This window comes from Nocardioides alcanivorans (genome assembly GCF_021555175.1).
In the GTDB taxonomy this organism is placed as follows: domain Bacteria; phylum Actinomycetota; class Actinomycetes; order Propionibacteriales; family Nocardioidaceae; genus Nocardioides; species Nocardioides alcanivorans.
Genome location: NZ_JAKGRW010000053.1, coordinates 1 through 18,605, shown reverse-complemented (window position 1 = coordinate 18,605; position 18,605 = coordinate 1). Strand labels below are relative to the sequence as shown.

Here is an 18,605-nt window from a genome sequence, read left to right as displayed (position 1 = left end):
CCAGCCCCCGCCGAGCGTCTGGGGACGTCAGCAGACGTCGGCGGCGCTGTCCGGGTCAGCGCGGTGGAGCATGTCGGAGAACGCGTCGCGCACCTCGCAGCCGCAGCGCACCGGCTCGGCGAAGTTCATTCGTACGTCGTGCGTGCTGCGCCCCTCCTCGATGCGAATCACCAGACCGAAGCGGTCCAGCGACATCGGACGCACCGCGTCGGGTTGCAGACCGGGTGCGAGGTGGCTCGCCAAGGTGCGCAACGCCTGGGGGTGGTCGCGGTGCATGTGGTTGAGCCAGTCGACCTCCAGCCCGACGAGCGGGTCGGGGAAGGCCTCCCGGTAGTCGGTCAGGTCGACGTCGACGGGACGCGGGTCCCCGGTCTGCTCGCAGGTCCACGTGAGGCTGATCCGTTGCGGGACGAAGCGCAGCACCGGGTCGGTGACCGGGTCGGCCCCGGGCGGGGTCAGGTGGTCGAGCGCGCCCGCCGGCAGCGGCTTGCCGAAGACCCCGAGCTTGCCGGTCATCTGGATCCTGCCGCGCACCCGGTCGGGGTGGGCGACCGGCGCGAGGTCGGTGGCAGTGACCTGCACGGTCTGCGCCGGAAGGTTGGGCGCCACCGAGAACACCCGCTCGGGAGAGTCGGGGCCGGGGAGGAAGAGCAGGCTGCCGTCTCCGGACATTGCGTGACGGGGTACGTCGACCGCCAGGTTGAGCACGCCGACGCGCAGGTCGCTCGTGGTCGCCAGGATGCTGCGGACCCGCTCGGCTGGGTGCAGGACAGCGAGCTGCGGGGCGGTGCGGCTGCGAAGGATGCTCATATTAGGCAAGCCTAACCAAAGGATGGTTGCGCGCCAAGAGGGCGTCCCACCTTTCGGGAGCGTTTGTCGAACGAGAAGCGTCAGGCGCGGTGCTGGAGCAGGCGCCGGAGGCCGCGGGCGTCCGGCTCGGCGCTGGGTCGCAGTGCTTGCTCGAGTCGCTCGCGGACGAGATCTGCGTCCAGTTCGAGGCCGATCGCGACGAGCTCGCTGACCGGCGTGTCGATCCGCTGCTTGCTCACGTGGGTCGAACGGCCTGCGAGGTGCACCGAGAAGCCGCGCAACCCGCGGTCGGTGTTCACGGCAACAGTGCCCTTGATGCGATACACGCCGGTGGGCGGGTCTTCGAGGAGGCGGGCGATGGCGTCGGCGTCGACAGCTCCCTCACCCCGGGACGTCACTGCGTGCGCGTGCTGGTGCCGTGGGTCGGGGCCGGCCTCGCGCAGGAGTGCAGCGATCGGGAGCTCGTCCTCGGGGTCGTCGGCGGAGGCGACGTCATAGACGAGTTGGGGGTCGATCCTGCCTCGCGAGGTACGCACCACGAGTGCCCGGTCGTTGCGCTCCCTGATGCGCGCCTCGATGCGGTCGAGGGTCTCCGCGCGGGTGGTCGGATCCAGTTGGTCGCAGCGGTTGAGCACGACCAGGGAGGCGATCTCGAAGCGCGCGGGCGCGACGCCGCCGTCGTCGATGGTCTCGAAGTAGTTGAGGGCATCGACGACGTCGACGACGCCGCCGGAACGAACGCGATCGACCTCGCTGTAGCGGATCATCTTCGCGAGGGCGCCGGGCTCGGCGATACCGCTCGCCTCCACCACCACGGCGTCCAGGGCCAGGCGGGGATGGGTGAGCTTGGCGAGGGCCTCGTCGAGCCCGGCGGCATCCTCGAGGCAGCACAGGCAGCCACCGGCGATCGAGGCGGGATCGTCGATCTGGCCCGTGACGAGGCCGGCGTCGACGTTGATCTCACCGAAATCGTTGATGACGACGCCGATCCTCGCGCCGGGCTGGCGTAGCAGGTGGTTGAGCAGGGTCGTCTTGCCGGCGCCGAGGTGCCCGGTGAGTGCGATCACGGGCACCGTTGCACGGTGGATCCCCGGGGTGGTCTCGCGTGGTGAAGACGTTGACACGTGCTGCTCCTCCCGCGAGGTCTGTGAATGCGTGCACGCACTGGCTCCCAAGTGGTGCACATAATGAGAACTGTTCTCAGTCTCTCAGGTGCCCCGCGCCCCTCCGCCCCACCCCCAGTTCCCGAGTCCGCAGTCGTTGGTCGAGCTTGTCGAGACCAGGTCGCCCTGCCGTTGGTCGAGCCTGTCGAGACCCCGCCGTGCGCTGTTGCTCGAGCCCGCTGTCGTTGGTCGAGCTTGTCGAGACCCGCCTCCGGTGGCCCGGTCAGGCTGCGTGGTTGAAGGGGTTGAGGGGGTCGGGTGGTGCGTTGTCGGGTGGCGGTGCGTGGGCTGGCGGCCGGGGTGCCTGCTCGTGCCATCGGGGTCGGTTGATGAGTGCCTCAGCGACCTCGGGGTCGATCTGCCGTGATCCGGTGTGGTCGACCAGGAATGCCTGGTGGTGGGGTGTGGTCCACACGTATTCGCCGGGTCCGGTCTGTGTGGCCCGGTAGCCGGCGTGGGTTTTGTAGCGGTGGTGGCGCCTGCCGAGGGGGCCGGAGTTGTTGGTCCCGGTCTGCCCGTCACCCCCTTCGGGTTGGTAGGGGTGGACGTGGTCGTAGTCGAGGTGTCTGTTGGTGGAGTTGGCCCAGGGCCAGTAGTCGCCGCCGGTGGTGAGGTGCACCCGCTCCTTCAACGACTCGGGGTGTTCGTAGGCGGTGGCGCGGATCTTGTCGTGGAGGTCGATCACCGGTTTCACCACCACGGTTGCTCCGGCGAGGAGGCCTTGCAATTGGGCCAGGGTCATCGCGCCCAGCCCTTCGACCCTCGCGACGCCGACGGTGCCGTGCAGGGCTGTTTCGTGGAGGTGGACGTAGAGGGTGTGCTTGGGCCGCAGGATGCTCCAGTCGACCTCGGTGAGTCGGTGGAGGAGGTCGGTGGGGAACGCGATCGCCTTGTTCAACGGCCGCTGCTGGCTGCTGTGGTCATGCTGGTCGCCGCTCGGAGCACCTGCACCTGCACTGTCGCCTGCGCCTGCACCTGTGTCGGTGGGCTCGGCTTCACAGTCGTTGTCGCGTCCGGTGGGTTCGGGTCCGGTGGGCGGTGCGGGGTTCCAGGGGTCGTGGGGGAGGTGGGGGTCGAGGTTGCCGTGGGGGTCGGTGTTCGCGGTCAGCAACGCCAATAGTTCGGCGGGGCGGGCGAGGTAGCCGAGTGCTTTGGCTCGTAGTTCCCCGGGGGTGTGGTCGTCGTGGCGGGTTTTGAGGATGTCGGCGACTCGGGCCACGGTGGCCTCCACATAGGTGGCGTCCCCGGCCTCGAGGCGGGCGATCAACGTGCGTAGGCCGTGTTCGTCGCTGGGTCCCACGGACAGGTAGCGGCGTTGCTTCTCGGTTTCGACGCGGGTGTTGTGGAGGTCGGGGTCGGCTTCGATGATCTTGGCGGCGGTGATGTCGAGGATCCGTCCGGTGCCTTCGCGCTCCAGGATGGGGGCGATGGCGGTGTCGACCAGTCCGACTGCTGTGTGGGGGAGGTGGCGGGTGAGGCGGGCGATCTTGCGGACCACCCACACGTCCACGACACCAGCCTTGGTTTGGCCCAGGTCGACGGGAGTCGGTGGCGTAGGTCCAACACGTCGGCGGTGGCGTTGATGGTGGCCATCACGCCGGTGTGGCGGGCCAGGGCGATCTCGCCCATGGCGTGGTCTTGCACCCCGGGTGTTCCTTGCCCGCCGGGGTGGATCAACGGACCGGACCCAGGTCCGTCGCCGGAGTGGACGTCAGCCCAGGCTGCGAGCACTTCGAGTTCGGCGACTTCCTCGAGCCGGCGTCGGTGCAGTGTTTCGGCGGCAGCCTGCAGCAGGTCGACTGCTGGGGTGTCTGCTGAGATGCCGGTCATCTTCGCTGCTCCTCACCTGTTCCGACGGCGGGTGGTTGGCGTGGTGTGGTCAGTGTTTCAGGAGGCTCCGACACCGTGGTCTTGTCGAACCCCCGGGGCCGGGTGGCTGGGCTGGTGAAGTCAGGTTGGCAAGGACCCCCGACACCGCCGCCCCCAGCCGGGGACGACAACCCGTACCCGCGCACCGGACCCCAGCCTCCCGAACAGCACCGACCCCACCACCCCGACAGCGGGGCGACCCGGCCCTCCGACCCTCCGAGCGTCAGCGGTGGATCGCGCCGCGGTCGGCATTGCGGCGGATCGCACGTGTGATCAACGGCCACAACTCCACGGGCAGGTTGTGGCCCATGTCAGTGATCAGCAGCAGTTCTGATCCGGGCACGGCTGCCGCGGTCGCCCGCCCGCCCGACACGTTGACCATCTTGTCGCTGGTCCCGTGGATCACGAGGGTGGGAGCCGTGACCGAGGCGAGGGCCGCCGTACGGTTCGGTTGGGTCAGGACCGCCATCATGTGGCGGAGCACGCCTGCCGGGTTGAGGCCGCGTTCGAAGGTCTCGCGGGCGCGGGCGCGGGCCTTCTCCTCCGTCTCGGGATAGCCGGGCGAACCGATCACTCCTCCCCACATGATCGAACTCTCCACGTAGGCATCGAAGTCGCTTGCCCGCTTGGCGATCAGCCTGGGCAGCAGGGTCGGGTGCTGCCACCCGACCCGGCGCTCGCCGGTGCTCGACATGATGGACGTCAACGACCGCACCCGATCGGGACGCGCGAGAGTCATCGTCTGCACGATCATCCCGCCCATGGAGATGCCCACGAGGTGCGCCGAGCCGATGCCCAGGTGGTCGAGCAGCGCGAAGCCGTCGTCGGCCAGGTCGCCGATGTCGTACGGCGCCTGCGCCGGTCGGCCGACGAAGGCCCTGAGGAGGTCGGCACGGGAGACGTACTGCTCGACGCGGCTGGAGTGGCCCGTGTCGCGGTTGTCGTAGCGGATGACGAAGAACCCACGATCCGCCAGTTCTCCGCAGAATCCGGAGTCCCACCAGTTCATCGGTCCGCCGAGGCCCATCACGAGCAGCAGCGGCTCCCCGTCGGGGTCGCCGAAGGTCTGGTAGGCCAAGTCGATCCCGTCGGCGACGGGTGCACGGAGCTCCTCGGAGATCATGCGCTCCATCAAACCCCACCCGTCCCAATCCGAGTAGCCGCTGAGGCGAGATCAGGCCGAATGGGGGAGCGGGACATTCTGCTGATGACGCAGCACCGAGAGCACCGTGTCAGCCACCCGCGGATCGATCGCCATGCCGATGTGGCTGGCGATCACCTCGATCGGCAGTCCTTCGGGGTCGATGCACGAGCGCGCATGCACGAAACCGTCGCCGTAGGAGTAGAGGCAGGCGAAGTCGACACCGACGGGCATCGGGGCCCGCGCCTCCTCCCAAGCCTGCCGGGCACAGTCGCCAGCCAGGCACGACTCCGACATCAGGCCCGGGACGCCGAGTCGGCTCAGGTGCATCAGGATCTCGGCTGCACCGAGCAGCAGAGGGTGCGCACACCCCGGCGCCATCGTGGGGCTGCCCAGGGTGACGATGCCTGCGACCAGGTCGGGCCGCCGTACGACGAGGCCCCGCGCAAGCATCCCTCCGAGACTGTGGCCGACGATGTGGACCCTGCTGCCGCGCCGTTGCGCAATCGCCTCGAGTCGCTGTTCGAGCATGTCCGCGGTGGCGGTGAGGCATCCGGTGTTGCTGGTGAGTCTGGCCGGATAGGTGCGATAGCCGCGGCGGCGCAACGTGGACGCCATCAGCAGCAGGCTGTAGTCGCCGGTGAGGAATCCGGGAACCAGCAGCACCGGCTGGTCCGCCCCCTCCTGGCTGGGAGCGCCGTCGGTGAGCACTCGTGCCACGGCCCGTCCGGCCTCGGGGAGCAGGGTCCATTCCTTGACGAGATCGCGCATTCGCGGCTGCTCGAATCCGGCGGGGGACAAGAACCCCGCCAGCGCGGACCGCTCTCGTATGGCCATGGTCACACGGTAGGGCCGGGGCTTCGCAGATCGCGGCAACTGCGACGAAGTCCGGCAACCAACCGGATCCCAACCTCCTCGTCGCTAGCGTGACGTGCGTCACGTTGTCGCCCTCAGGAGTCGTCCATGACCAGGATCAAGTTGACCGTCGACGGGGCCTCCGTCGCCGATGATGTCGAACCTCGCATGCTCCTCGTTCACTACCTGCGCGAGAAGCTCGGCAAGACCGGCACGGTGGTGGGTTGCGACACCAGCAACTGTGGCGCCTGCACCGTGCACCTGGACGGCCGCAGCGTGAAGAGTTGCAACGTCTTGGCGGTGCAGGCCGACGGCGGCGAGGTCACCACGATCGAGGGCCTCGCCCGAGGCGGTGACCTGCACCCGGTGCAGGCTGCGTTCCGGGAGTGCCACGGCCTCCAGTGCGGTTTCTGCACGCCCGGCATGATCATGCAGTCGATCGACCTGCTGGGGGAGAACCCGTCACCCAGCGAAGACGAGATCAGGCTCGGCCTCGAAGGCAACCTGTGCCGCTGCACCGGCTACCACAACATCGTCCGCGCGGTGAAGCATGCGGCTGGGGAGGTGACGGCATGACCGCCACCCAGGACGAGGTCGCGGCTCCTCGACAGGCCCGGGACGACGCAGGTGCGGCCGACGGCATGGAGATCGGTCGTGAGCGTCGCCGCAAGGAGGATGCCCGCCTGATCACCGGTCGTACCCGCTGGACCGACAACATCGTGCTCCCCGGCATGGTGCACATGGCAATGGTGCGCAGTCCCTTCGCCCACGCCAAGATCGTCAACATCGACACCAGCGATGCCGAGGCGGCGACCAACGTCGTCGCCGTCTTCACCGGCGCTGACCTCGAGGAGCAGGGCTCCCTCCCCAACGCCTGGCCCATCACACCCGAGCAGGTGACGCCCGCACACCCCCGATGCCCGCCGACCGGGCGACCTTCGCCGGAGAGATCGTCGCCGTCGTCGTGGCCCGCAGCGCAGCGGAGGCACGTGACGCCGCAGAGCTCGTCGATGTCGACTACGAGGAACTGCCTGCGGCCCTCGACCTCAAGGAAGCCGCTGAGGACAAGGTGCTGGCGCACCCCGAGCTCGGCACCAACAAGTCGGCCTTCTGGGTCTTCGACTCGGCGGCGGCCGGCACCGGCGGCGATGTCGAGGCCGCCATTGCGACTGCCCGCACCGACGGCATCGTCATCGAACGGGAGTTCCGCCAGCAACGTCTCATCCCCGCCTTCATGGAGCCGCGCTCCGTGGTGGTCGATCCGACCGGCGAACAGATCACGATGTGGTCCGCCACGCAGATCCCACACATCCTGCGGTTCCTGCTGGCCGCCGTACTCGGGGTCTCGGAGTCGAAGGTCCGCGTGATCGCCCCTGATGTCGGCGGCGGTTTCGGCGGCAAGCTGCAGACCACGCCCGAGGAGTTCCTCGCCATGGTGATCGCCCGGCGCCTGGGCAAGCCGGTCAAGTACACCGAGACCCGCTCCGAGTCCCTGATGGCAGCCCACCACGGCCGTGACCAGTGGCAGAAGATCACCCTGGCTGCAACCAAGGAGGGCGTGGTCACCGGTCTGAAGGTCGACCTGTTGGCCGACCTGGGCTCCCATGTCGCGCTGGTCGGCGGCGGCGTTCCGGTGCTCGGCGCCTTCATGTTCAACGCCATCTACAAGTTCCCCGCCTATCACTTCCAGGTGCAGACGGTGCTCACCAACAAGACCTGGACCGACGCCTACCGCGGCGCCGGACGTCCCGAGGCGACGTTCGCCATCGAGCGGACCATGGACGAGCTCGCGGCCGTGCTGGGTGAGGACCCCATCGCGGTGCGCGAACGCAACTGGATCAAGCACGAGGAGTTCCCCTTCACCACGGTCGCTGGACTGGAGTACGACTCCGGCAACTACGAGGCCGCCACCGCCCAGGCGCTCGCCAGCTTCGGCTATGACGACCTGCGGGCCGAGCAGACCCGGCGACGGGAGGACGGCGATCGGGTCCAGTTGGGCATCGGGGTCTCCACCTTCACCGAGATGTGCGGCCTGGCACCGTCGCGGGTGCTCGGATCGCTCGACTACGGCGCCGGGGGATGGGAGCACGCGTCGGTGCGGATGTTGCCGACCGGCAAGGTCGAGGTGCTCACCGGTGCCTCCGCCCACGGGCAGGGGCACGAGACGGCGTTCAGCCAGATCGTCGCCGATCGGTTGGGAGTTGCCTTCGACGACATCGAGGTCCTGCACGGTGACACCGCGATCTCCCACAAGGGCCTCGACACCTACGGATCACGTTCGTTGGTCGTCGGTGGTGAGGCACTCGTCCGGGCCGTCGACAAGGTGATCGAGAAGGCCAAGCCGATCGCGGCGCACCTGCTCGAGGCGTCGGTCGACGACATCGACTTCGCGGCCGGCCGGTTCTCCGTGCGCGGCACCGACCAGGGGATGGCGATCGGGGAGATCGCGCTCGCCACCTTCGCCGCGCACAACCTGCCCGACGGCGTGGAGCCCTCGCTCGACTCGGACGCCACCTATGACCCCGTGAACTTCAACTATCCGCACGGCACCCACCTGTGTGCGTTGGAGATCGACACCGAGACCGGTGGCATCAAGATGCGCAAGTACACCTGCGTCGACGACATCGGCAACGTCATCAACCCGCTCATCGCCTCGGGCCAGGTGCACGGCGGGCTCGTGCAGGGCATCGCCCAGGCGCTGTGGGAGGAGGCGGTGTACGACGACGCAGGCACCTTGGTCTCGGCCTCCTTCGTCGACTACCTCGTGCCGACCGCTGCTGACACCATCTCCTTCGACGTCGGCCACACCACCACGCCGGCGCTCACCAACTCGCTCGGCACCAAGGGCGTCGGGGAGGCCGGCACGATCGCGTCGACCCCCGCGGTCGTCAACGCCGTCGTCGACGCGCTGCGCCCCTACGGGGTCACCGACATCCAGATGCCCTGCACTCCCGAACGGGTGTGGAAGGCGATCCAGGGAGGCGGAGGCGACGGCGGCAAGGACGCCACCGAAGGTGCCGCCGCCCCGCACTTCTCCGAGGAGACCGGCATGTCCGGCACCGCCGACCGCACGGAAGGAGCCGGCCAGTGATCCCCGCACAGTTCGACTACGTGGCGCCCACGAGCGTCGAGGAGGCGCTCTCGCTCCTCGTCCAGCACGGTGACGACGCCAAGATCATTGCCGGCGGCCAGAGCCTGTTGCCGGTCATGCGGATGCGTCTCAACGCACCCGAGGTCGTCATCGACATCGGCCGGATCGACGCATTGCGGGGAATCCGTGACGACGGCGACGCCCTCGTCATCGGCGCCATGACGACCCACCACGACGTCGGTCACGACCCGATGGTCGCGGAGCACGCCGCGCTCATCACCAAGGCTGTCGAGCACCTCGCCGATGCGCAGGTGCGCCACCGTGGCACCTTCGGTGGCGCCCTCGCCCATGCCGATCCGGCTGGAGACCTCGGCGCTCCCGCGCTCGCGCTGGGTGCCGAGTTCGTCGTCACCGGGCAGAACGGCGAACGCCGGGTCGGCGCCGACGACTTCTTCGAAGACCTCTTCACCACCGCCATCGGGGAGGAGGAGATCCTCACGGCGGTCCGGGTGCCCAAGCACACCGGCTGGGGGGCGCACTACGAGAAGTTCGTGCGGGTGGCTCATCAGTGGCCGATCGTCGCCGTGGCCGCCACGGTGCGTACCGAGGGCGACACCATCGTCGAGGCCCGCGTTGGTCTGACCAACATGGGCTCGACGCCGTTGCGGGCGCGTGCCGTCGAAGCTGCGCTCGTGGGGCAGCCCGCAACCGAGGACGCCGTACGCGCCGCTGCGGCCTCTGCTGCCGAGGGCACCAATCCGCCGTCCGACCTCAACGGGGACTCCGACTACCGACGCCACCTGGCGACGGTGCTGACCCGTCGCGCCGTGCTCGCGGCCGCCGGAGCGTGAACCGATGGATCTCACGCATGAGTTCACCGTGCCTGCGGGCATCGACGACACGTGGGCCACCATCACCGACATCGCCTCCGTGGCGACGTGCTTCCCGGGAGCTGTCGTGACCGGGGTCGAGGACGACTCGTTCGAGGGGTCGGTCAAGGTCAAGCTCGGGCCGATCGCGCTGGTCTACAACGGGGCCGGCGAGTTCACCGAGAAGGACGAGGGCACGCACACGATGAAGATCGTCGCCAAGGGGAAGGACAAGCGGGGCAACGGCACAGCCGGCGCCAACGTCGACCTCACCATGACCGAGGGTGACGGCGGCACCACGGTGCTCGTGGTCACCGACCTCGCCATCACGGGCAAGCCCGCCCAGTTCGGCCGCGGCGTGATCGAGGACGTCAGTGACAAGCTGCTCGGCCAGTTCGTCGACTGCCTGCGCCAACGGATGACCGCACCGCCGGAGGCGGAGGAGTCGGAGGTCGCATCGACCAACGGAGTCCAGCCTTCGCAGGATCCGGGGACCGCAGCGGACGAGAAGGAGGCCGCAGCGTCCTCCGTCGACACCCCGAACCCACCCACCCCACTCCGGCCGTCGGTGCAGGCGGACGACAGCCTCGACCTCGGCGCCACCGTCTTGCCGATCATCCTGAAGTCCTACAGCAAGCAGATCGTCGCCGGCCTCGGCGTACTCCTGCTCCTCGCCTGGCTGCTCCGTCGCCGTCGTTCCTGACCTACGAGCCCTGCAGGTTCGCGGGGAGTAGCGTGGTGCCATGAGCATCCCGGTCGACCCCGCAGACCTTCGCAAGGCGCGTGCCGACTTCGGCTCCGCCTACCTCCTCAGTACGTCGCACCCTCACGTCAAGGTCGTCACCGTGGATCCGGACGTCGCCGAGGACGGGGTCGTCAGGCTCTCGGGGCCGGGCCGGGGAACCTTGGCCAACATCGCTGCGAACCCAGCGGTGACACTGGTCTTCTGGCCGCGTGAACACCACGGCCTGAGCCTGCTCGTCGACGGGGCCGCAACCGTCGACGGTGATGACGTGGTCGTGACGCCGGAACACGCGGTGCTGCACCGGCCGCGGGCCCACGCCGACGGCCCGGTGGCCGATGACGGCTGCGGCCACGACTGCGCGCCGGTGGGCAAGTAGGAAGGTGCCTCCGCCTCGCGTCAGAAGACGTGCAGCGGCCGGAACTGCACGGAGATCCGCTGACCTGCGTCGGCGACCTTGGGCACCGCGTGCTCCCAGGTGCGCTGGCACGAACCGCCCATGACCAGCAGGTCGCCGTGTCCCATCGTGAAGCTGATCGACGCGCCGCCCCGCGGGGGCGGAGGGCGAGCTTGCGCGGATTGCCGAAGCTGACGATGGCCACCAACGTGTCGTGGTGGCGGCCCCGACCGAGGGTGTCGCCGTGCCACGCCACCGAGTCGTTGCCGTCGCGGTAGTTGCAGCAGCCGGCGCTCACGAAAGGTTCACCCAGCTCGGGGAGATAGTGGGCACTCAGCGCGTCGCGCGCGGTCGTCAGCGCATCGTGGGGGAGCGGCTCGCCGGCGTGATAGGTGTGCACCAGTCGCGGGACGGCGACCTCCTTGTCCCACATCGTGCGGCGTTCCGCCCGCCACGGCACCTGCTCGAGCAGGGCGGCGTAGACCTCGTCGGCGCCGCCCAGCCAGTTGGGGCGCACGTCGACCCACGCGCCGGAGCCGAGTTCGGTGCGCCGAGTCGCACGGAGGTCACCCACCGTGGGGCTGTCCGCGAGGTCGAAGAGCGACGTCTGAAGGTCCACCGCCATGCCCTGCACCCTACCCGAATTATTCGATCATCTGTTCGATTGAGCGGATAGTCCCGGACGTTCTTGTTCCTCCGCCGGCCGTAGAAGAGCAAAAACGTCAGGGACTATCGGGGGAATACCGGATGCCATCGGCTCGCCAGCGCCACTAGGTTGAACCACATGACGACGACGGCAGCGGCCCGGGTGGTCGACCTGGTGAAGACCTATGGCACCGGCAACGCGGAGGTGCGGGCCCTGGACGGGGTCACCGTCGACTTCGCCCGGGGGAGTTCACCGCGGTCATGGGGCCCAGCGGTTCGGGCAAGTCGACCTTGATGCATTGCTGTGCTGCTCTCGACACCGCGAGCAGTGGCACCGTGCACCTGGGGGACACGCAGATCACTGGGCTCGGCGACAAGGAGCTCACCCGACTGCGCCGCGACGAGATCGGGTTCGTCTTCCAGTCCTTCAACCTGGTGCCGACGCTGACGGCGAAGGAGAACATCCTGCTCCCGTTGAGCATCGCCGGCCGCAAGCCCGAGCCGGGGTGGTTCGAGACAGTCGTCGAGACCGTCGACCTGGGGAGCCGGCTCAGCCACAAGCCGAAGGAACTCTCCGGGGGCCAGCAGCAGCGCGTCGCCGTGGCCCGAGCCCTGGCCAGTCGTCCGTCGATCGTGTTCGCCGACGAGCCCACCGGCAACCTCGACTCGCGCTCGGGTGCCGAGGTCCTCGGACTGTTGCGCGACAGCGCTGACAACCACGGCCAGACGATCGTGATGGTCACGCACGACCCGGTGGCCGCGGCGTACACCGACCGGGTGGTCTTCCTCGCCGACGGACGCGTCGTCGACGAGTTGCGCCAACCCGACCGCGAGCAGGTGCTCGAGATCATGACTGCGATGACGGCGGCCCAGCTCGCGGCCGGGACCGACTGATGCTGCGCGCCGCACTCAAGTCGCTCCTCGGGCGCAAGGTGCGCCTGCTCATGAGCACGTTCGCCATCGTGCTCGGGGTCGGCTTCGTCGGTGGCTCGCTGATCTTCGGCGACACCCTCAACAGGTCGTTCACCGCGCTCTTCGCCAGCACGGTCGGCGACGTGGTCGTCCGCCCTGCGGGCTCCGGCGACAACCTCTCGTCGTCCACGGTCTCCATCCCGGCGGAGCTCCAGGCGGACCTGGAGACGGTCGAGGGTGCCGCCCGCGTCGACGGCAACATCACCGCAGTCGGCATCTACGTGATCGGTGACAACGGACAGCCCGTCGGCGGCAACGGCCCTCCCGCGCTCGGCGGCAACTACACCGACGCCCCCGCCGGCCACGGCCTCGAGGGCCTCGACCTCCTCGACGGCCGGCTGCCCGAGCACGAGGGTGAGATCGCGCTCGACGAGCTCACCGCGGACAAGGCCGGCTACGACATCGGCGACACCGTGCCGCTGGTGACCACCACCAAGGTGCCGGAGATGGAGGTCGAGCTCGTCGGCATCATCGGCTTCAGCGAGGGTGGCTCCCTCAACGGCGCCACCTTCACCGTCTTCGACACCTCGACCGCCCAACAGCTCTTCCTCGAGGGCAAGGACGCCTACAACGACTACTGGGTCACGGCCGAGGACGGCGTCACCCAGGAGGAGCTCCGTGACCGCGTCGCCGAGGTGCTTCCCGACGATCTCGAGGCGGTCACGGGTGACGACGCCGCCGACGAGGCCGCCACCCAGTTGATCGACCAGCTCAGCTTCATCACCACGTTCCTGCTCATCTTCGCGGTGATCGCGCTGGTGGTCGGCTCCTTCCTCATCGTCAACACCTTCTCGATCCTCGTCGCCCAACGCAGCCGTGAGCTGGCACTGCTGCGTGCCCTGGGTGCCTCGCGTCGCCAGGTCAAGGGCATGGTGCTGCTCGAGGCGTTCGTGCTCGGCCTCATCGGGGCCGTGCTCGGGCTCGGCCTGGGCGTGCTGCTCTTCGTCGGCATCCGGTTCGCCTTCTCCCAGTTCGGCCTCGACCTCGCCAGCACCCCCATGGTCTTCGCTCCCTCGACGGTGCTCGCCGCCTTCGCGATCGGTGTGGGCGTGACGATGTTCGCCGCGTGGCTGCCGGCGCGTCGCACCGGTCGGATCCCGCCCGTCGCTGCGCTGCGGGACGACGTCGCGCTGCCCGAGACCACGCTTCGTCGTCGCTTCCTCGGTGGCGCGCTGGCGGTGCTCGTGGGGGCCGGCATGATCGCCCTCGCGCTCTTCGGTGATCCGCCCAGGGCCGGCTACGTGCTGGGCATCGGTGCCCTCGCGGTACTGCTCGGTGTCGCGTCGGCCAGCCCGGTGCTCGGTCGCCCGGTCGTGGCTGCCGCGGCTGCCCTCTTCCGTCGCCTCCACGGCACGGTGGGACAACTGGCAGGGCAGAACCTCCAACGCAATCCCCGTCGTACGGCGGCCACTGCTTCCGCGCTCATGATCGGCCTCGCGCTGTGCACCACGATGGCGATCGTCGGCTCCTCGGCGAAGGCCAGCGTCGATGAGGCCGTGGCGGAGAACTTCGTCGGCGACTACGTGGTCTCCAACGTCTTCGGGGTGGGCTTCTCGCCGACCATCGCCGATCGTGCGGCAGAGATCGACGGCGTCGAGACCATCACCCGGTTCCGCACCGTCTACACCAAGGTGGAGGGGAGATGACGGTGCTCCAGGGCGTCGACCCAGCCACCCTCACCCGAACGCTCGAAGTGCGGATGGCAGACGGTTCGATCGACTCGATCACGGACGGTGCCCACCTGCTCATCTCGGAGGGAGTGGCCGAGGACCGCGACCTGGCGGTGGGCGACGAGGTGAGCGTCGACGTACCCACCGGTCCGGAGAAGTTCACCGTCACCGGTGTGTACGTCGACAATCCGCTTCTCCAGGACAGCTTCCTGACCGGGCTCGCCACCTTGAAGGAGGCAGGCTTCCCCGAGGTCGACAACTTCGTCTTCGTCGGCCTGCGCGAGGGCGCCGACCGGGGCACCGTCAAGGAGGCGCTCGACGGCCTCGTCGAAGCGCAGGCGATGCTCTCGGTGAAGGACCAGGACGGACTGGCGGAGGAGGCCCGCGGCCCGATCGACACCTTGCTCACGTTGATCTACGGATTGCTTGCGCTGGCGCTGGTGATCGCGGTGCTCGGCATCGTCAACACGCTGGCGTTGTCGGTCATCGAGCGCACCAAGGAGATCGGGCTGCTGCGGGCCATCGGCTTGTCGCGCCGCCAGCTCCGCCGGATGATCAGGCTGGAGTCGATGGTGATCTCGTTCCTCGGCGCGCTGCTCGGGGTACTGCTCGGCCTGGTCTTCGGATGGGTGCTGCTGACCGACCTGGCCGACGAGGGGCTCGAGGTGATCTCGGTGCCCGTCTGGCAGCTGCTCGGGTTCCTCGCCGTCTCGCTCGTGGTGGGGGTGCTGGCCGCGGTGTTCCCGGCGCGGAGGGCGGCCCGCCTCGACGTGCTGGAGGCGATCGCCGACGAGTGACCGTGCGGCTCTGCCGCCTAGTCACGTTGGGCCATATCTCGGCAACTCCCGCGGCGTCGTCAGCCCACCTCCCTAGACTCATCGGGTGGATGAGACGGGGGTGTTGGCGCGCGTGGCGGGACTCAAGCACGTTGCCGTGCGCGAATACGTGCGCGAGTTGATCGCCGACGCGCAGCCGGGCTCGCCCGCGCCGTCCGAGCGAGAGCTGGTGCAGCGCTTCGGTGTGGCCCGGATGACGGTGCGCCAGGCCATCGACGCACTCGTCGCGGAGGGCCTGCTGCAACGGATCCCGGGCAAGGGCACCTATGTGGCCAAGCCCCGTGGGCGCGTCGGCGCCGTCGTGAGCTTCACCGAGGAGATGAAGGCCCGGGGGTTGCTCCCCGAGTCGCAGACGCTGCTCGCCCGCATCGAACGTGCCGGCCCCGGCATCGCCCGGGTGCTCAACCTCACCGAGGGCGACCCGGTGATCCACTGGCGGCGACTGCGCCGCGCCGACGCATCGCCGATCTGTGTCGAGGACGCCTACCTCTCCGAGGTACTGCTTCCGGGGTTCCTGCAGGGCGGCACGCCGACCAGCCTCTACGACGCCCTCACGGCCCGAGGGCTCCGCCCCACCTGGGCCGAAGACTCCATCCGGGCCGACATCGCCACCGCCGACGAGGCCGAACTGCTGGAGATCGACCCCGGGGCTGCCGTGCTGCGGGTGGCGCGACGAGCGCTCTGCAACGACAAGGCGGTGGAGGTCTCCCGCTCCACCTACCGCGCCGACCGCTTCACGTTGTGGGTGCAGTTCGCCTCCGACAACGGCCACTGAGTTCTGCTCGAGGTCCCCGGTTGGGACCGGCGCACGCTCTAGGGTGCTGCCATGTCACCCCTGCTCGAGATCGAGGTGCTGCACCAGCGCGACGTGTTCGGTGCGACCGAGGGTGGGGCCGATCGGCTCTTCCTGACGACGCTCGCCGGTCTCTCGCCCGACCTGCGTGAGGCCTCCGCCGTGCTCCGGGAGACCGATCTCCCGGTCCGGGTCCGGCTGCGCCTCAACGACGGCCGCACCACCACCGGTGGGGAGTTCACCCGGCTGGTCGGGCTGGCGCAGGAATACGTCTCCCTCGGCGCCGAAGGCGTCGTCTTCGGCTTCCTCGACTCCGACACCCGCATCGACGTCGAGCTGTGCGCGGCACTCGCCGACGCGCTGTCCGGGGTCCCGTGGACCTTCTCCGAGGCCCTCGACGAGTGCCTCGAGCCACAGCGTGCCTGGGCTGCCGTCGCGGAACTGCCCGGCTGTGACGGCGTACTCGCTGCCGGTTCTCCCCGCGGAATGGCTGCCGGCTACGAGGAGCTGCTCGCCGAGGCGCAGGCCGAGCCCCGCTCGGCAGTCCTGATGCTGCCCGGCCCCGGATTGCTCGCCGAGCACGTGCCGTGGCTGCGTCGCGCTGGCGTCACCCAGTTCCACATCGGGGTCCAGGCCCGACCCGGAGGTTCCACCAAGGCGTACGTCGACGCCGGGCACGTGCGCTCGTGGCGGCTCCTGCTCGACGACTGACCACGATCGGCGGGACCTCCACGAGGCGTCAGCCGTCGGTGCGCTCGAGGTCGTCGGCGTCGATGATCCGATAGGCGTAGCCCTGTTCGGCGAGGAACCGCTGCCGGTTCTGGGCGAAATCGGCGTCGACGGTGTCGCGGGAGACGATCGTGTAGAAGTGTGCGACCTTCCGCTCGCCGTCGGGACCGGGATCACCGGGGCGCAACAGTCGGCCGAGGCGCTGGGCCTCCTCCTGGCGGGAGCCGAACGAGCCGGAGACCTGGATAGCCACCTCGGCCGAGGGCAGGTCGATCGAGAAGTTCGCGACCTTCGACACCACCAGCAGGTTGAGCTCGCCGGAGCGGAATGCCTCGAAGAGCCGCTGCCGTTCCTTCACGGTGGTCTCGCCCTTGATCACTGGCGCATCCAACTCGGCAGCCAGTTCGTCGAGCTGGTCGATGTACTGGCCGATCACCAGCGTTGGTTGACCGGCGTGCTGTCGCACGAGGCGCCGTACGACCTCGGTCTTGTGAGGGGTGCAGGCCGCCAGTCGGTAGCGCTCCTCGGGCTCGGCGGTCGCGTAGGCCATGCGCTCCGCCGACGGCAACGTCACCCGCACCTCGACGCAGTCGGCCGGCGCGATCCACCCCTGCGCCTCGATGTCCTTCCATGGCGCGTCGTAGCGCTTCGGGCCGATGAGGGAGAAGACGTCACCCTCGCGGCCGTCCTCTCGTACCAGCGTCGCGGTGAGGCCCAGGCGGCGGCGCGCCTGCAGATCGGCGGTCATCCGGAAGATCGGCGCGGGCAACAGGTGCACCTCGTCGTAGACGATGAGCCCCCAGTCGCGGGCGTCGAGCAACTCGAGGTGCGGGTAGACGCCCTTCCGCTTCAGCGTCAGCACCTGGTAGGTCGCGATGGTGACCGGCCGGATCTCCTTGACGGAGCCGGAGTACTCCCCGATCTCGTCGGCCGTCAGCGACGTACGTCGGACCAGTTCGTCCTTCCACTGCCGCGCGGAGACGGTGTTGGTCACCAGGATGAGGGTCGTGGCCCGCGCCTGCCCCATGGCGGCGGCGCCGACGATCGTCTTGCCCGCGCCGCACGGCAGCACCACCACACCGGAGCCACCGTGCCAGAAGGCGTCGGCGGCCTCCTGCTGGTAGGTGCGCAGCTCCCAGCCGTCCTGGGCCAGGTCGATCGGGTGCGCCTCGCCGTCGACGTAGCCGGCGAAGTCCTCTGCCGGCCAGCCCAGCTTGAGCAGTGCTTGCTTGAGGTTGCCGCGCTCGGAGGCGTGGACGATGACGGAGTCGGCGTCGAGCCTGTCGCCGAGCATGCCCTGCACCTTCTTGGCCTTCATCACCTCGGCCAGGACCGCCCGGTCGGTGGAGGAGAGCACCAGCCCGTGGGTCGGGTGCTTCTCCAGCCGCAGCCGGCCGTAACGGGCCATGGTCTCGGCGACGTCGACCAGCAGCGCATGCGGCACCGGGTAGCGCGAGTAGCGCATGAGCGTGTCCACCACCTGCTCGGCGTCGTGGCCCGCTGCCCGGGCGTTCCACAGCCCGAGGGGGTGAGCCGGTAGGTGTGCACGTGCTCGGGGAGCGCTCGAGCTCGGCGAAGGGGGCGATCTCGATGCGGCACTCGCCCGCGAGCTCGTGGTCGACCTCCAGCAGCAGGGTCTTGTCGCTCTGCACGATCAGGGGGCCGTTCGTCACCGCGCCACCCTACGAGGTCTTCGCAAGTCGGGCGAATGTCGGCTGACGGGACCGGTCACTCCTGGCTCGACGGCAGGGCGGTGACCGAGGTGATGCGGTGCACCGCGAAACCGCGCAGGTCCTCGGCGCGGTGGTCGTAGGCCGACAGCTGGCCGCCCTCGAGCCGCCGCGGATCGACCACCCGGTCGGAGCTGGTGCCGTGGTTGTCGACGTAGCCGATCAGCACCGACGTGCCTGCCTCGATCGCCTGGCGCAGTGCGGCCAGCGCCTCTTGCAGTGGGAGGTGCTCGTCGGCTGCGGCGGGCGCTGCTCCTGGACCCGGTCGCCAGCCTCGGATCGCGGCCACGGCT

At 69.2% G+C, this 18,605-nt stretch carries 16 protein-coding genes and 3 pseudogenes; 11 read left to right on the top strand and 8 right to left on the bottom strand.

Annotated elements, in window-relative coordinates; all coding sequences use genetic code 11:
* Window positions 1-27: 27 nt before the first annotated feature.
* From L1066_RS22165 to L1066_RS22145, 5 genes are all read right to left on the bottom strand, one after another.
* Window positions 28-810, bottom strand: a complete 783-nt coding sequence (locus L1066_RS22165; protein WP_235738556.1) for a DUF2470 domain-containing protein — start codon at window positions 808-810, stop codon at window positions 28-30.
* 80 nt (window positions 811-890) lie between these two features.
* A complete protein-coding gene (locus tag L1066_RS22160; RefSeq protein ID WP_235738555.1) occupies window positions 891-1,934 on the bottom strand; it encodes a CobW family GTP-binding protein in 1,044 nt (347 codons plus the stop codon).
* A 262-nt stretch (window positions 1,935-2,196) separates the two neighbouring features.
* On the bottom strand, window positions 2,197-3,483 hold the full coding sequence (locus L1066_RS22155) for a hypothetical protein (protein WP_235738554.1): 1,287 nt from the start codon (window positions 3,481-3,483) through the stop codon (window positions 2,197-2,199).
* A 582-nt stretch (window positions 3,484-4,065) separates the two neighbouring features.
* Window positions 4,066-4,974, bottom strand: coding sequence for an alpha/beta fold hydrolase (locus L1066_RS22150; RefSeq protein WP_235738553.1), 909 nt, complete (start codon window positions 4,972-4,974; stop codon window positions 4,066-4,068).
* A 42-nt stretch (window positions 4,975-5,016) separates the two neighbouring features.
* Window positions 5,017-5,820 (bottom strand): esterase/lipase family protein, encoded by an 804-nt coding sequence (locus L1066_RS22145; protein WP_235738552.1) that lies wholly within the window; start codon window positions 5,818-5,820, stop codon window positions 5,017-5,019.
* Window positions 5,821-5,946: 126 nt separating this feature from the next.
* Between L1066_RS22145 and L1066_RS22140 the strand changes: the two genes are divergently transcribed.
* The 6 genes and pseudogenes from L1066_RS22140 to L1066_RS22115 all read left to right on the top strand — a co-directional run bounded on the left by L1066_RS22140 (window position 5,947) and on the right by L1066_RS22115 (window position 10,919).
* Complete coding sequence (locus tag L1066_RS22140) at window positions 5,947-6,414, top strand: (2Fe-2S)-binding protein (protein ID WP_235738551.1); 468 nt, start codon at window positions 5,947-5,949, stop codon at window positions 6,412-6,414.
* Window positions 6,411-6,641 (top strand): annotated as a pseudogene (locus tag L1066_RS28100) (hypothetical protein); the annotation flags it as partial. The gene L1066_RS22140 and the pseudogene L1066_RS28100, both read left to right, overlap by 4 nt.
* A 113-nt stretch (window positions 6,642-6,754) precedes the next feature.
* Window positions 6,755-8,929, top strand: coding sequence for a xanthine dehydrogenase family protein molybdopterin-binding subunit (locus L1066_RS22130; RefSeq protein ID WP_283095566.1), 2,175 nt, complete (start codon window positions 6,755-6,757; stop codon window positions 8,927-8,929).
* The gene (locus L1066_RS22125; protein WP_235738550.1) at window positions 8,926-9,780 is read left to right on the top strand and encodes an FAD binding domain-containing protein; all 855 of its coding nucleotides are present in this window, start codon (window positions 8,926-8,928) and stop codon (window positions 9,778-9,780) included. Before L1066_RS22130 ends, L1066_RS22125 begins: the two co-directional genes overlap by 4 nt.
* Window positions 9,781-9,784: 4 nt before the next feature.
* Window positions 9,785-10,501, top strand: a complete 717-nt coding sequence (locus tag L1066_RS22120; protein ID WP_235738549.1) for an SRPBCC family protein — start codon at window positions 9,785-9,787, stop codon at window positions 10,499-10,501.
* A gap of 40 nt (window positions 10,502-10,541) precedes the next feature.
* Complete coding sequence (locus L1066_RS22115) at window positions 10,542-10,919, top strand: pyridoxamine 5'-phosphate oxidase family protein (protein ID WP_235738548.1); 378 nt, start codon at window positions 10,542-10,544, stop codon at window positions 10,917-10,919.
* 20 nt (window positions 10,920-10,939) lie between these two features.
* Here L1066_RS22115 and L1066_RS27170 read toward each other — a convergent pair whose 3' ends face one another.
* Window positions 10,940-11,065: a hypothetical protein gene (locus L1066_RS27170; protein WP_283095565.1), complete on the bottom strand. Its 126-nt coding sequence runs from the start codon at window positions 11,063-11,065 to the stop codon at window positions 10,940-10,942.
* A 656-nt stretch (window positions 11,066-11,721) separates the two neighbouring features.
* Between L1066_RS27170 and L1066_RS22105 the strand changes: the two are divergent.
* From L1066_RS22105 to L1066_RS22085, 5 genes and pseudogenes are all read left to right on the top strand, one after another.
* Window positions 11,722-12,476: pseudogene (locus tag L1066_RS22105) on the top strand (ABC transporter ATP-binding protein).
* Complete coding sequence (locus L1066_RS22100; protein ID WP_235738547.1) at window positions 12,476-14,200, top strand: ABC transporter permease; 1,725 nt, start codon at window positions 12,476-12,478, stop codon at window positions 14,198-14,200. The pseudogene L1066_RS22105 and the gene L1066_RS22100 overlap by 1 nt, the downstream one beginning before the upstream one ends.
* Complete coding sequence (locus tag L1066_RS22095) at window positions 14,197-15,021, top strand: ABC transporter permease (RefSeq protein ID WP_235738546.1); 825 nt, start codon at window positions 14,197-14,199, stop codon at window positions 15,019-15,021. The genes L1066_RS22100 and L1066_RS22095 overlap by 4 nt, the downstream gene beginning before the upstream one ends.
* 85 nt (window positions 15,022-15,106) lie before the next feature.
* Window positions 15,107-15,835, top strand: coding sequence for a GntR family transcriptional regulator (locus L1066_RS22090; protein ID WP_235738545.1), 729 nt, complete (start codon window positions 15,107-15,109; stop codon window positions 15,833-15,835).
* Window positions 15,836-15,886: 51 nt separating this feature from the next.
* Complete coding sequence (locus tag L1066_RS22085) at window positions 15,887-16,564, top strand: copper homeostasis protein CutC (RefSeq protein WP_235738544.1); 678 nt, start codon at window positions 15,887-15,889, stop codon at window positions 16,562-16,564.
* A 28-nt stretch (window positions 16,565-16,592) separates the two neighbouring features.
* Here L1066_RS22085 and L1066_RS22080 read toward each other — a convergent pair.
* Both L1066_RS22080 and L1066_RS22075 read right to left on the bottom strand, forming a co-directional pair.
* Window positions 16,593-18,255 (bottom strand): annotated as a pseudogene (locus L1066_RS22080) (DNA repair helicase XPB).
* 55 nt (window positions 18,256-18,310) lie between these two features.
* Window positions 18,311-18,605 (bottom strand): WYL domain-containing protein (locus L1066_RS22075; RefSeq protein WP_235738543.1); only part of this gene is annotated, 295 nt, incomplete at its 5' end.

What these genes read in the sequence shown, in the direction of transcription:
- L1066_RS22150 (WP_235738553.1), bottom strand. Translation starts at nt 4,974, where the DNA reads ATGGAGCGCATGATCTCCGAGGAGCTCCGTGCACCCGTCGCCGACGGG.
- L1066_RS27170 (WP_283095565.1), bottom strand. Translation starts at nt 11,065, where the DNA reads ATGGGACACGGCGACCTGCTGGTCATGGGCGGTTCGTGCCAGCGCACC.
- L1066_RS22085 (WP_235738544.1), top strand. Translation starts at nt 15,887, where the DNA reads ATGTCACCCCTGCTCGAGATCGAGGTGCTGCACCAGCGCGACGTGTTC.
- L1066_RS22095 (WP_235738546.1), top strand. Translation starts at nt 14,197, where the DNA reads ATGACGGTGCTCCAGGGCGTCGACCCAGCCACCCTCACCCGAACGCTC.
- L1066_RS22120 (WP_235738549.1), top strand. Translation starts at nt 9,785, where the DNA reads ATGGATCTCACGCATGAGTTCACCGTGCCTGCGGGCATCGACGACACG.
- L1066_RS22115 (WP_235738548.1), top strand. Translation starts at nt 10,542, where the DNA reads ATGAGCATCCCGGTCGACCCCGCAGACCTTCGCAAGGCGCGTGCCGAC.
- L1066_RS22140 (WP_235738551.1), top strand. Translation starts at nt 5,947, where the DNA reads ATGACCAGGATCAAGTTGACCGTCGACGGGGCCTCCGTCGCCGATGAT.
- L1066_RS22165 (WP_235738556.1), bottom strand. Translation starts at nt 810, where the DNA reads ATGAGCATCCTTCGCAGCCGCACCGCCCCGCAGCTCGCTGTCCTGCAC.
- L1066_RS22145 (WP_235738552.1), bottom strand. Translation starts at nt 5,820, where the DNA reads ATGGCCATACGAGAGCGGTCCGCGCTGGCGGGGTTCTTGTCCCCCGCC.
- L1066_RS22100 (WP_235738547.1), top strand. Translation starts at nt 12,476, where the DNA reads ATGCTGCGCGCCGCACTCAAGTCGCTCCTCGGGCGCAAGGTGCGCCTG.
- L1066_RS22130 (WP_283095566.1), top strand. Translation starts at nt 6,755, where the DNA reads ATGCCCGCCGACCGGGCGACCTTCGCCGGAGAGATCGTCGCCGTCGTC.